This window comes from Dictyobacter formicarum, from assembly GCF_016587435.1.
This window is the reverse complement of sequence record NZ_BNJJ01000034.1, coordinates 51,394-64,879: the sequence shown is the minus strand read 5'-3', so window position 1 is coordinate 64,879 and position 13,486 is coordinate 51,394. Positions and strand designations below refer to the sequence as shown.

Annotated in this window: 12 protein-coding genes; 8 read left to right on the top strand and 4 right to left on the bottom strand. The window is 50.5% G+C overall.

Going from position 1 to position 13,486, the window contains the following annotated elements:
- The 3 genes from JMI88_RS35915 to JMI88_RS35905 all read right to left on the bottom strand — a co-directional run.
- On the bottom strand, nt 1-1,110 hold a 1,110-nt coding region (locus JMI88_RS35915; RefSeq protein ID WP_201366852.1), incomplete at its 3' end, for a cation diffusion facilitator family transporter.
- A 19-nt stretch (nt 1,111-1,129) separates the two neighbouring features.
- Nucleotides 1,130-1,528, bottom strand: a complete 399-nt coding sequence (locus JMI88_RS35910; RefSeq protein WP_201366851.1) for an ArsR/SmtB family transcription factor — start codon at nt 1,526-1,528, stop codon at nt 1,130-1,132.
- Nucleotides 1,529-1,640: 112 nt separating this feature from the next.
- Nucleotides 1,641-1,955, bottom strand: coding sequence for a hypothetical protein (locus tag JMI88_RS35905; RefSeq protein WP_201366850.1), 315 nt, complete (start codon nt 1,953-1,955; stop codon nt 1,641-1,643).
- A 362-nt stretch (nt 1,956-2,317) separates the two neighbouring features.
- On the opposite strand from JMI88_RS35905, the gene JMI88_RS35900 reads away from it, so the two are divergent.
- The 3 genes from JMI88_RS35900 to JMI88_RS35890 all read left to right on the top strand — a co-directional run bounded on the left by JMI88_RS35900 (nt 2,318) and on the right by JMI88_RS35890 (nt 5,163).
- A complete protein-coding gene (locus tag JMI88_RS35900; RefSeq protein ID WP_201366849.1) occupies nt 2,318-3,697 on the top strand; it encodes a zinc-ribbon domain-containing protein in 1,380 nt (459 codons plus the stop codon).
- A gap of 277 nt (nt 3,698-3,974) precedes the next feature.
- Nucleotides 3,975-4,187: a hypothetical protein gene (locus tag JMI88_RS35895; RefSeq protein WP_201366848.1), complete on the top strand. Its 213-nt coding sequence runs from the start codon at nt 3,975-3,977 to the stop codon at nt 4,185-4,187.
- A 196-nt stretch (nt 4,188-4,383) separates the two neighbouring features.
- Nucleotides 4,384-5,163 carry an aminoglycoside adenylyltransferase domain-containing protein gene (locus JMI88_RS35890; RefSeq protein ID WP_201366847.1) on the top strand — a complete coding sequence of 260 codons (780 nt, stop codon included), beginning with the start codon at nt 4,384-4,386 and terminating at the stop codon, nt 5,161-5,163.
- A 138-nt stretch (nt 5,164-5,301) separates the two neighbouring features.
- On the opposite strand, the gene JMI88_RS35885 is transcribed toward JMI88_RS35890, so the two are convergent.
- Complete coding sequence (locus tag JMI88_RS35885) at nt 5,302-6,606, bottom strand: substrate-binding domain-containing protein (RefSeq protein WP_201366846.1); 1,305 nt, start codon at nt 6,604-6,606, stop codon at nt 5,302-5,304.
- 424 nt (nt 6,607-7,030) lie between these two features.
- On the opposite strand from JMI88_RS35885, the gene JMI88_RS35880 reads away from it, so the two are divergent.
- The 5 genes from JMI88_RS35880 to JMI88_RS35860 all read left to right on the top strand — a co-directional run bounded on the left by JMI88_RS35880 (nt 7,031) and on the right by JMI88_RS35860 (nt 13,133).
- Nucleotides 7,031-7,594 carry a hypothetical protein gene (locus tag JMI88_RS35880; RefSeq protein ID WP_201366845.1) on the top strand — a complete coding sequence of 188 codons (564 nt, stop codon included), beginning with the start codon at nt 7,031-7,033 and terminating at the stop codon, nt 7,592-7,594.
- A 181-nt stretch (nt 7,595-7,775) separates the two neighbouring features.
- Nucleotides 7,776-9,152, top strand: coding sequence for an extracellular solute-binding protein (locus JMI88_RS35875; protein ID WP_201366844.1), 1,377 nt, complete (start codon nt 7,776-7,778; stop codon nt 9,150-9,152).
- Nucleotides 9,153-9,288: 136 nt separating this feature from the next.
- Nucleotides 9,289-10,239, top strand: coding sequence for a carbohydrate ABC transporter permease (locus JMI88_RS35870; RefSeq protein ID WP_201366843.1), 951 nt, complete (start codon nt 9,289-9,291; stop codon nt 10,237-10,239).
- An 18-nt stretch (nt 10,240-10,257) separates the two neighbouring features.
- Entirely contained in the window at nt 10,258-11,076 is an 819-nt protein-coding gene (locus tag JMI88_RS35865; RefSeq protein WP_201366842.1) for a carbohydrate ABC transporter permease, read from the top strand.
- A gap of 290 nt (nt 11,077-11,366) precedes the next feature.
- The gene (locus JMI88_RS35860) at nt 11,367-13,133 is read left to right on the top strand and encodes a glycosyltransferase family protein (RefSeq protein WP_201366841.1); all 1,767 of its coding nucleotides are present in this window, start codon (nt 11,367-11,369) and stop codon (nt 13,131-13,133) included.
- Nucleotides 13,134-13,486 lie beyond the last annotated feature (353 nt).

The following is a 13,486-nucleotide window of genomic DNA, read 5'->3' as shown; positions in this document are numbered from 1 at the left end:
ATTGATCGTGCCATCCGAGCGCTGCGGCAACGCATGCACCACAACATTGGCCAGGCGTGGTTGCGCATGATAGAGATTATGGCGGACCTCCTCTACCAGTTGGTGACTGTCGCGCAAGGACAGCTCCTCATCCACCAGGATCTGGACCTCCGCTGACAATGCATGGCCAACCCAGCGTGCGCGTACTCTCTGCACTTTGCGCACGCCCGGTGTCTCCCGCGCCGCCTGTTCCAGCCGATCAACGATAGCTGGATCAACCGCATCCATCAGGCGATGCCACATCGTAAGCACCGTATCTTTAACGATAAAGAGGATCACAACCGTAATGAGCAGGCCAATCAACGGATCGGCCAGTGGCAGGCCAAGCAGACTGCCCACAGCGCCGAAGAGCACCGCCAAAGAGGTCAGGCCATCGATGCGCGCATGCTGACCATCAGCCACCAGCGCCGCCGAGCCAATTTCTTTTCCCACACGGATACGGAAAATGGCGACCCCTTCATTACCCAGAAAGCCAATAATGGCCGCCAGCATGACCCACCAGACGTTGCGCAATGGCACTGGATGCAGTAGCTTGAAGATGCTCTCATAGCCCGCGACAATGGCACTGATAAAGATCATCAGTATAATCACCACGCCAGCCAGATCTTCGGCGCGACCAAAACCATAGGTATAGCGCCTGGTCGCCAGGCGGCGTCCCAGCACAAAAGCCAGTCCTAACGGAACCGCTGTCAGAGCATCGGAGAAATTATGAATGGTATCAGCCAGCAAGCCCACGCTACCGCTCAACAACACGATCACCAGCTGGAAGAGCGCGGTCACGCCCAGGCCCAACAAAGAGATTTTCAACGCCCACAGACCACGAGCACTGGATTCCAGTGCCGTATCTACGTGCGCTTCCCCGTGGCTATGACCATGCAGAAAAGGAATGGCCTCTTTGAGCCAGCCAAAGCGACCATGATCATGTCCGTGACCATGATCATGGTCACGGACATGATCATGGTCGTGATCGTGCGTATGTTGGGAATGATCATGGTCGTGATGATTATGGTCGTGACCATGTTGAGCGTGGGTATGGGTATGAGAAGGCGATAACGATGAGTGCTCGGACATACTGGTGATCCCTCCTTTGCTAGTCCTGATGTGCGGGTAAGCTATAGGGATGATCAGGTAGGCCAAGGCGCACATGGTCCACATGATGCTGGGCCTCGCGGAAAAGCGCCGCAACGTGCTGATCATCAACAGAATAATAAATAATGGTGCCTTCGCGACGTGATTTTACCAGGCGGCGATCGCGCAGAGAGCGTAGATGATGCGAGACAGCCGATTCTGAAACGTCAACCAGGATCGCCAGATCGCGTACACACAACGAACGCTGCGTCAGCGCATAGAGGATACGAGCTCGCGTGTGATCAGAAAGCCCCTGAAAGGTCTCTACAATTAAAGACAGATGCGCATCTGAGAACGCTTGCTGCCGGGCGGCATCTACCGCTTCACGATCAATTGGTATTAACTCTGCTTCTTTTCGCATAGGCGCTTGCTCGCTTCCTTTTACCTGAGTATATGAACACTTACTCAGATAATAAAATAAAAAAGAGCTGCTGTCAAGCTCTTATCGACCGGGCGAGAATTGCGAGAGACAGCTACTCTGGCTGGGCCCAGCCTGGCAAATCTGAACGCTCTACGTTGCGCTGATGAAGTTGAGTCATGGAGGTTGCGCGTCCAATATAAGGACTGCTGAGTTCAGTATGCAACGTCAATAGTTGCTGCACCTGTGCCTGCAATTCAGGCGGTAAAAGCTGTTTCACGACCGACAGCGCAGCCAGCAGCTCATGCTCGATCGCCTGCTTCTGGATCTGCTCATTCTCGGGTCGCACCTTTAAAGTCTGTAAACGCTCTACAGACCTCTGAAGCTGAACGCGCGCGCTCTCCAACAAAGCATCCTTCTTCGTACCCATGAAATCTATCCTTTTCCTTCAATATAGCGCTTTCAGCGCATAACGAGCCTGCGCCAACGGCCCCGCACGTATATCATATCTGACACATCCATTCTTTGTTCGCGTTGGCGCGAGAAAGAATGGGTGCTCCTAGAATAACAGAAACCATGCAAAATAGCTATTACAATTAGATGAATGTAAAAAAACACTCAAACGGCTTACACATTATACATGAGGAAAGTACTTTGTCTATTATTTTTGAGGTTTGTTTGCTATAATCATAATTGCTCATTTCATTTCTTTTTAGAAAAACAGTGTATACCCATTAGGAATTATAAAGCACTTTTTCTAATGACTCATACAAATAGTCAGGAGTAATCTCATTGAGTACCACGAAACGTCTGTGCCCTCAATGTGGAACACAGGTTCAGCCGGGGCAGAACTTCTGCGGCAACTGCGGGACTCCTTGTCGCGAACCGGCCTCTGCGGTGCCATCTGAAACAGACACGTCACCAGCAGGGTCATTGTTGCAGCCTACAGAACCTCGGCCAGCATTATCTCAAGCGCCAGCTGCAGCTGGAGAAAAGACCGTCCGGGTGCAGCCATCTGAGGAGCAGCAGCCTCCTCAATCTGCCTATCCCGCTCCCGTAAAACCTTATTCTCATGCAGAAATGGTGCAGGAGGATGCAGCCCGACCTGGCCTGGCAGAATTTCCACGTGCAGGCGCTTCTTATCCAACCACTAATGAACCTGCTTACCCTCCCGCCAGTGGACCTGCTTATCCACCAGCCAACGGACCCTACCCTCCCATCAATGGACCTATCTATCCACCAGCAGGTAATACTACGTATCCAGGGGCAGGAATAACCAGCCATAATGGTCCTGTATCCTACACGCAGCCACCCGCCTACGGGCAGTCGCTTCCTCCGGTTGGCTATCCTCCCTATATGGCACCGGGAAAGCCGAAGAGGCGCATCAATCCACTTTTCATCGCTCTGGGCGTTGTACTGGTAGTACTGGTGGCCTTATGCGGCATCCTCGCCGTCACTCTTAGTTCAGCGATGGCGCCGATCAGCCATTCTAGCTCAAGCAATACGGCGTCAGCGAGTCAGACTCCGCTACCAGCGCCAACGGGCAAAGCGATCATTAACGACAATTTTGGCGATAATAATAATAACTGGAACCTTTTCCAGGCCGCTGGCTATGGGGCCTCGATCCAGAAACATACACTGGTGATGTCCGAGGGCAACGGCAAAATTTTTCTGGAGCACGTCCCAGGCGCCCAATCGGTAGCCAATTTTCGGCTGGATATGACGTATACTCAGCTCCAGGACAACAATCAGGCCTACGTCGGCGCGCTTTTCCGCCGCCAGTCAATGCCTACCAGCCAGGGTTTTCGGGGATATGAATTAAAAATAGCCGCCAGCTCCGGACAATATGCCATCAGGAAGGTTGTTGATCCACCGGCCAATCATGCTCCCGGCGAAGTCAATGCCGCAATCAATCTTGCCTCTGGTTCGCTGGATAATACAGTACAACCGGACAAATCGATTCAGACAACACTCATTGTCCAGGGTACCAGCATAACGTTATACGTGAACGGGAAGCTAGTCACAACCTGTGATGATAGCAGTTCCACTGCTCCTTACGATACCGGTTCGGTCAATCTCCTGCTACAGGGTGGTGACAATGGCATTCCAGCCAAAGTAGCCTTCTCACACTTCGCGCTCTATGACACCGGAAGCTCAGGTCCCTCAATTTAATTTGACACCAAAAATACATAAACTGGCTGTACAGATGCTCTCAACAGCATGTGTGCAGCCACATTTTTATCCTGCCAGTCCTGTGAGAGACAGAGGGATAGCAAGTGATCGAAAGTCACCGCTTCACGGATATGCAGCAATAAACCACACATTGCCATATACTATATTCAAGACAACAATATTCAAGCAACACAAGATATGCCGCTTATTCTTCTCTTGCTATTTTCCTCTGGGTATGTCAATATACAGTCAATACTGCAGCAGGAGACACATTAATATGACAAGTAACAGATATCCAAGACGCTGGCAGCCCACAAAACTCAACGCCAAACAACGCTTGCACGCACTACTCCGTGAAAATCCTTCCCTCAGTCCTCAAGAATTAGCCAGGATTGTTGGCTGCACGCCTGCCTCAGCCCGCATCTGGAAAAGTACCTTTTTCGCCAAAAATTACACACTCGACGAAGAACAAAAAAGCACCCTGCCATAATGGATGGCTGGCTGGCTCACGCGCATTTTGCGCCAGCAGTTCTATGATGATTCCTTGCCATAGCTCTACATCATCTCGTAGAATTGAATAACGATAACAGAGCAAGGGAGACTGGATGCAACTGCTTTCGTCCCCTGCAGGCGTCGTAAGCAGCGCATATCCACAAATAGACCCTTGAAAGGCAATAGAATACATTATGGATTATAACTGGATCAACTGTTCCAAAGTAGTCAAGGCCGAAGTTAAAACCGTGCTGACAGAATTTCAGCAACTGCTGGGCGAAAATCTCCTTGGAATCTATCTAGGAGGCTCGCTGGCCGCCGGCGGCTTTAATCCCGAACGCAGCGATATCAATTTGCTGGTGGTAACTGCACGGGAAGTGGAGGCGGAGAACAGACGCAAAATCATCGAGTTGCTACTGCGTGTTTCGCGTGCCCCCGCACCGCTGGATATTACATTTGTGGTGGAACAGGCGATCCATAACCTGCCACAGCCGCTACCAATTGAGTGGCATTATGATGAGAGGCTGCGCGAGCATTATCAACGCACCCTGCACAACGCGAACGGGCAGCAATGGAACGGACCCACACCATCAAGCGATCGACTGATCATCGAACTGGCCGCCCTCCGGCAGTATGGCATCTGCCTCTATGGGAAACCGCTTGCTGAGGCCATTCCAGCGATCCCAGAGTCAGTTTTTCGAACCACCCTCATACACTATTTGCAAGAAATTCAGGCGCACCCGCTGCAAGATCCTATCACCTTTGTGTTGGATGCCAGTCGTGGCCTGGCCTATCTGCGCGATGGCCACTTCCTGTCGAAGCGCGACGGAGTCAGTTGGGGCCTCACCCATCTACCAGAACAATACCGGCCCTTGTTGCAACAGGTACAGGCAATCTACCAGAGCGAGCGGTTGGGACGCCCGGTTGGCCGTGCCTCCCTGGAAGGCTTCGCCGCCTTATTGAAGGACTTGTAGGTGCGACGAGGATTGAAGCGCCCGCAAGGGGCGCACCTACGGTTGACGTGCGGCGAGGATTGAAGCGCCCGCAAGGGGCGCACCTACGGCGTTTCTTGTTTTTTTCCGCATATCGGGATGAAAGGAAATATTGCGGTGTTAACGCTCGGCCGGCAAAGGTAACGCCTGCACAATTGAGTGGGCGGTCGAGCCACAACTCTTGCGCACCAGCAGGCTCACAGGTAACTTGAGCTGGCGATTGGTTGAGAAGCGCTGCGAGATCCGATTATGCAGGAGATAGGCGCTCTGGCGGCCAATCTCACCAACGGGCTGTACGACCGTCGTCAACGGCACGCGCATCATAGAACTGAGGCGATTACTACCACCGCTACACACCAGCGCCAGGTCCTCCGGTACGCGCAATGATGTACGTTCAAGCATACAAAAGACCTGTACCGCCAGATAATCGTTCATCGTTATCAGTGCCGTTGGCCGTTGAGGATGCTGTAAATAGGCAAGCAGGCACTGCGCATCCTCGGAACAACACTCTTCAACCAGAGCATAATGATTATGCGCGGAGGGATAGGCGTGCAACAGCGAATCCAGGAGCAAATGTTCATCAACCGGCAGGTGGTGATCGCGCATACACTGCAAGTAGCCCGCGCGGCGGGCAGCGCTACTGGTCACCAGATAATTGACGGAAACAAAACCTATCCGTTGATGGCCAAGTTTGATCAGATGCTGGGTCGAAGCATAGCCCGCCGTAAAATCATCCGAGACCACATAGCTGGCCTCGATCTCTGGCACATAACGATCAAGTAGCACAAAGGGGATCTGCCGAGCCTGCAGGGTACGCAGGAGGGCGATGCGATCTTTGCCCTCGGGCGTAGAAATATAGCCACCATCGCGTTCGATCACTCGATGATCACAGGGATAAATAATCATGCCCGCTACGTTCTGGCGCAGAAATTGTTCGATATGATAGCGCTCCAGACCCTCATCATCCTCGGAGTAACCAAAGCTCAAGCCATACCCAAATGAACGCGTCATTGACTCGACGCCCAGCACCATACCATCCAGAAAATCAGTGCCAAGATGAGGAATCACGATGCCCACAAAAGCGGTATGACTGGGCACGTGGAAGGTTACAGAGGATGGTTCAACGCGCTTCTCTTCAGTGTTAGCCGAATTCTGTGCCGCAACAGCGGCAGTCTCGTAAGGCGCTGCTATCTCAGCAACAAATGTGCCCTGCGGTCGCTGGCGATAGAGCACCCCTGCGCGCACAAGTGCTTCTAACGCCTTCGTTATGGTCCCATGACTGACGCCAAACTGCCTGGCAAGCTCAACCTCAGAAGGTATCTTGGTGTGTGCCACCAGGCTACGCTGTACTATATCCTGGTGGATGCTTTGAGCAATTCGACGATACAAGGGTAATTGTGGCTCTTGTTCTTGCGCTGAACTCAAAGATTCTTTCCTTGTAATTAATAAAGTTAGCTCTGCCTGCGGTATAGTATAGAGTATATACCATAGTGTGTAGAAGCGTCAATACACCTCTTATTTTATGCCACCTACGTTAGCGGCAGTTGGGGAAAACTCAAGAGCACAGTGTGCTCTCTTTGTGCCTGAAGATATCCCCCTGCCTTTGCTTTTGCAGCACATATCATAGAATACTATAGCATAGAGATGATTGAAAACTTTCAAAACATAGGCTATGCTAAGCGAAGAGAAACTTTTTATTGCAATTTAATCTCTATTTCCCTTGACATACAAACATACACTAGTGTACTATCTCATCTACAAGCTATTGTATGCAAGTGGACAGTGTAGTTCACTTCTAGGCATACTAAACAGAAGAGTATGCGTCACAGGTTTGACTGGAGCAGCACCGATGAAGGAACAATGGAGTCTCTATTTATGTTTGATCGTATCTCTCATGTGTTTCACATCCTGCACGACAAACATAAATACTGCAGCAGTTATCCCTGTAGCCACACCCACAGCCATTCATACCGTGTCAGCAGGATTGTCGCAGACCAATTTCTCTTTTTCAGATAAAGAGCAACAACACTATCAACTACAATCGGCGGCGACTATTTCTAAACTCAGACACGGACATAAAGAATTTACAATTGACATCGTGGATGCGGAGCGCTCTCTTATCATTGTATTTTATGGTTACACCGGGCCAGCAACGTATACACTCACAAATCAAATCAATGGCGGAGATGTGAGGATTACTCTAGACAAGCAATACTGGGACTTAGCGCTCATCCCCTCTCTCTCCTGCTCTCTGGTCATCCAGACAGATGAACCAACTACCAGCCCTGGCATCGATCATATGCGCGGAAAGTTTACTTGCCCGACCCTCCCAGCCGGGCATTCCAATATATCGCGGCACGCTGTTGCTATCGACAATGGTCAATTTGACATCTCGATTAACGTCGAAAGTTAAATTCTATTCTATGCATGAAAGGAGGGAAACAGATAGTTTATCTGGGAGAACTATAAGCGCAGCGCCAGCGCCATCTTCATTGATGCGGATATATACACGCTCACCGCATCGCATTCGCGTACTTATCATGAACACTGTTGTACTTGATGATTCTTTATATGTCCGAGCAAAGGAGTGCCTCGTGAAAAAATCAACGCGATCCATACGTCTATTTTCACTGGTAGCCCTGCTGTTCTGCCTGGTCCCCCTACTCCAGGCCTGCGGTGGCTCTACAAGCTCAGGCGGTAACGGGCCGGTCACTATTACTGTGGCTTATCAGCAATTTGGTCCGCCACCTTATCATGAGGAAGAGTGGTGGAAGAGCGCCAAGACCAAAATTGAGGCCGCCCACCCCAATATCAAAATAAAACTGATGCCGATTGTCGCAGATGAAGGCAGCTACTATACTAAACTGGACCTGATGCTGCGTTCAAATAACGCACCCGATATTGTGCGAGAGGATAGCTTCCTGGTTGGCTCCGACGTCACCGCTGGCTACCTGACTCCCATGGATTCTTACCTGAATGGCTGGCCTGACTACAAAGATCAGTGGTTCCCCAGCATGCAGAAGATCACCACCTTCAATGGGAAGAACTATGGGGTCATGGATGGCACAGACGTGCGCGCAGTCTGGTACAACAAGGATATCTTCAAGAAGGCTGGCCTGCCTACAACCTGGCAGCCAAACAACTGGGCTGATATCCTGTCCGCCGCCAACACCATCAAGAAGAAAGTCCCTGGCGTTATTCCCATGAACCTGTATTCTGGTGTGCCCATGGACGAGGCTTCGACCATGCAGGGTTTCGAGATGCTGCTCTACGGCACCAAAGACACCCTCTACAATTACCAGAACAGCAAGTGGGTTTCTTCCAGCACAGGCTTTAAAGATGCTCTGAACTTCGTCAAACAGGTCTACAATCCAGCCAACTTACTGGGACCGACCAACGACATTACCCTGAGCACCACCGCTGGCAACACGGTGTCCCAGCAGTTGATCCCACAGGGCAAACTAGCGATCGACATTGATGGCTCATGGCTGGGCGGCACCTGGGAACCCGGTGGTTCCACACCATGGCCACAGTGGAAAGACACCATGGGTCTGGCCAAAATGCCTACCCAGTTTGGTCAAGACCCCAAATATGTCACGCTGTCCGGTGGTTGGGCATACTCGATCGCGGCCCGTTCCGCCCACAAAGACCAGGCCTTCACTGTCATTAAAGAGGCCTTCGCCAAAGACCTGTTAGGCAAATACGACGTTCAGACCAATGGTATCGCTCCTCGTAAAGATATCGCACAACTGCCTGAGTATAGCGCGTTGCCTAACTTCCCGTTCTACACCCAGCTGGTGCAGTTCACCCAGTTCCGCCCTGGCTTCCCGGCTTATCCGAAAATTTCTGTCCAGATCGACAACGCGATGCAGCAGGTTATGAGTGGCAAGTCAGCCGATGATGCCATGTCAGCCTTCTCACAATCGGTAGAGACGATAGCAGGTGCAGATAAGACCGAAAAACATCCGTGACGGAACGCCTGAATTGAAGAAGGATCACCCTTCTTCAATTCAGTCATAGCCAATACTCTATGGCAGTAACGGCGATGGGCCACGATCAATAGATCGTCTGGCCTATCGCTCTTCCCATTGATGCAGGAGAATTTGTATGCAGGTGGACACCCAAACGCCAGCGCAGGCAATCGATCTCTCGACGCGTACTACCAGGCGCAAACGCAACAGGCAGTTACGCATTAGCCTGTTGTTTATGGCGCCCGCATTCCTGGTAATTGCCGTTTTTATGCTGGGACCAGCAATCTGGTCGGTCTACGTTTCTCTGACAAATATGGCCCTGACAGGCGTGGGAGCGGACACCCCTCAATTTGTCGGCTTCGATAACTTCGCGCATATCTTCCGCGACGGTGAATTTTTCAACGCCTTCCGCGTCTCACTGACCTACCTGATCTTTTCGGCCCTGATCGGTCAGGCTGGCCTGGGACTGCTGCTGGCCCTGCTGATGCGCCGTCGCAATGTCGTTTTTAAATCAGTGCTGGGCGCGATTATTGTGGCCGCCTGGGTTATTCCAGATGTGGTCGCGGGCTTCGTGTGGAGCGCCTTCCTGGCAGGTGGGCCACAAAGTGTGCTGGACCCCGGCTTACTCAATACGATTTTTTCAACCTTCGGGCTACCGAAACATGCCTGGATACAGGAATATCCGATGACGATGGTCATCATTGCCAACATCTGGCGTGGCACGGCCTTTTCGATGTTGCTCTATGCATCCGCGCTCGAAAGCATTCCCCAGGAACTGCTAGAGGCCTCCGCGATCGATGGCGCAAGCAACTGGACCACGCTCCGCTATATTATCATTCCCTTAATTAGAGGAGCCATCGGCACCGATCTCTTACTGATTACCCTGGCCACGCTCTCAGACTTCACCCTGGTCTATGTACTCACAGCGGGCAGCAATGCCAATACAGAGCTGATGACCATTTATCAATATCGGCAGGCCTTCCAGTTCTATCAGATTGGTTATGGCAGCGCCATTGCACTCCTGATTATTGCGGCCGGGGCCATCTTATCTTTAATCTATACACGCATTTTGCGTGTGGATTTATAGTCGTTAAGAGAGGTTTGCATGTTTCGTCGAGCGCTTATTTCCACGGTCATTTATATTTTTCTGACACTGGTGGGACTCTACTTCCTGGTGCCGTTGCTCTGGCCTGTATTGGCAAGCATTAATCCAGCTGCGACCCTGGCCGTCAAATGGCCTGCTACACCCAGCCTGGCCAACTATACCACCATTCTCACCAATGGAGTGGTCATCCCGCCTTTCACAAATAGTGCCATCATGGCCATCAGCACCATGGTGCTGGTCGTCATCCTATCAGGTCTGGCCGCCTATCCGCTATCGCGCTTTCAATTTCGCTTCAAGAACACCCTGATGCTGGGCGTACTCTTCGCCAGTGCGCTCCCGATCCTGGCGCTGGTCACGCCCCTCTACGCCATGTATGTCACCCTCAACCTGGTGGACACGTTGCAGGGCGTCATCCTTTTCTTTGTCGCCAGCGCGCTCCCTTTCAGCATCTGGCTGATGAAAAACTTCCTGGATTCGGTGCCCTATGAATTAGAAGAAGCTGCCTGGATCGATGGCGCCTCGACCTTCACGGCCCTGATTCGCGTGGTGCTGCCAATCTGCGCACCAGGTATTTCAGTGGTCGCGGTCTGGAGCTTCCTGGGAGCATGGACCAACTTCTTCGTCCCGCTCATCTTGCTGCAAACGCAGGAACTTGAGCCAGCATCGGTCAACATCTATACTTTCTTTGGTAGCTATGGACAGGTCAACTATGGGCAACTGGCCGCCTACGCTATGCTCTATGCCCTACCAGCGGTTGCCCTTTACACGCTGGTCTCGCGCTTCTTCGTCAAAGGCATCAGCGGAGGACTCAAAGGCTAAACTTCATTTAGCGCCAAAGACGCTGAGACAATCTTCAATGCTTCAAAAAGCATCTGGTACCTGGGACAAATGGGGGCCAGATGCTTTTTTCGTGACGTTGCATAGCCCTATTCGTCTATATACATGGAAAAGGGATCACATATTCCATTGTAACTGTCGATTATCTATACATAACGCACAGAATATATTTTAGCTTGATGGCCTCATGCGCATTATTTGGCGCATATATGTTATATACACCTTTTCCTTAAAGCATTAGTTTACATTGATGTATAGAAAGTTCTATATTAATGCAAAAGAACACCCTACTTCGCTATCTGCTCCCAGCGCTATTGCTCACGGTCCTGACCAGCGGAGTAATCATCGCTTTTTATGCCAATCATCCACGAGCAGAGTTATTGGCAGACACCTGGAGCTATCTGTATGTGGTCGATCGCATTGTGGTTGCAGGCCAGCTCGTTAATGCCTGGCGCCTTCCTTGTTATCCTCTCTTCATTTCGGCACTCTATGCTGTCACGGGGCAAGGAAATGTAGAAGCAGTCAGCATTGCGCAAGCTGTGCTTTTTGTGCTAGCAACACTGGAAATTTATATACTGGCAGCATTAATATTTCACCGTGCCTGGCTGGCCTTTACATTGAGCTTGATGGTAGGGATTAACCTGACGCTGATCTCCTATGTCAAACCATTAATGACCGAAGGCATGGGGCTCTGGTTGCTGGCTTCATTAACCTTAACAACCATCCTTTTTATGAAGACCTTTCGGCGCCGTTTGCTCTGGTTGACGGCCTTCTGGATGTTGCTCCTCTTTATGACACGGCCTGAGTGGCTCTATCTGCCACCACTGCTCTTTGCCTATGTACTATTAATGGCTCACTGGAAACATCTTTTCCGCCGTTTGTTTCCGCACGCCCTGGCCGCGCTAATCGTAATCTATGCTATCGTTGGTGGTTATATTTATACAAATGCAACTCAGAACAATTTTGTTGGCACGACCTGGATTACTAATATCAATCTGGTAGGAAAAATTCTGCAGTACAATATGCAGGATCATGGCGATCCCTCGAATCCACAACACGTCGAGATCGCACACACGCTTGACCGCTATCTCAAACAAGGCATTTGGGATCCTTATTTTATTATGGCCCACGAACCAAAGCTGTTTGGCAACAATATCAGTGAGCCAGCCAAATATGCAGAATACATCATCTTACACCATCCCAAAACCTTTATCCTCAAGACGACTCCACTCTTTTTCAGCTCGCTTACTGCTTATGCACAGGAATCGCGTGTCGATCCAAAGGGGACCTTAGGTCAACCACTATCGATACTACACGAGGCATCCTACCTCTTATATTTCTCTAACAGCCTCTTTCCTTTCTGTGTCCTGCTCTGGCTGAGCCTCTTCTACTTCAAGAGCAATCGCCAGAACCCGATAGTCCAGGCAATGGGGCTCCTGATATTAATTTGTGTCTACGGCATCTTGCTTACGACCGCGGGCGGTTATCGAGACTACGACTATATGCGCATATATGTACTTTTCGACCCGCTTATGATCATCATCATCTGGGGCTCTCTACTAGGGGGACTCTTGCTTTTCTGGAATAAAGTAATCAGGCAAGCTCCATTTCAAAAAAGCAAAAGCAACCATATGCGTAGCCTCTTATTCTCCTGCTGCTGTCTCATCGCCGTTGTCCTCAGTGGCTGTGAAGGAGAGCTTATTACGCCACCGAACAACCATAATCTGACCCTGGTATCCTGTCATCCGGAAGGTCGGGTAGGATTGCTCTTCATGCGCTTCGATAATCGAGGGGCCGACGTCTCGTCAGCCAGCATGCAATTGCATTTTAAAACGCCGTACACGCAACAGCCAGTTACCATGCATATAAATATACCGGCCATTCCTCATAATCAAGAAAGACTGGTCACCATCGATGTACCCGTCTATGCATCAACCTACTGGATGCCTGATAGCCTAGTAAAAGTGAATTTGAGCCTGCCAGCAGCCAACAAGCAGCCTCAAACAACCTTCACCATGGTTTGCCACGATCCAAGCTAATTATCACCGCTACGCCGACGGGTCAAAGTACATAGTTTGCCTGTGTGCTTTGACCCACTCCTTTTTCCTTTCCACTCCATACCAGAAATACGCCTATTCTTTACAATATATTTACAGCTCGGGCGGCAAAAAGCTGGTCATGGCGCGTTCAATCTGTTATAATTGTGCATGCAGAGCTCTAGATGCAACAGCATAAATATAGAGCTTATAATTCCACTATGCGTCAACGTATATACGGATAAAATAGCGTAGATTCTTCCTGTAATGTGGATATGACTGATCCTCTCTGGTCGTAGTACGGCAACTTCCTCGTATTCGTAGGTCTTGTATTGCTTGCCATCTTGCCATATAGA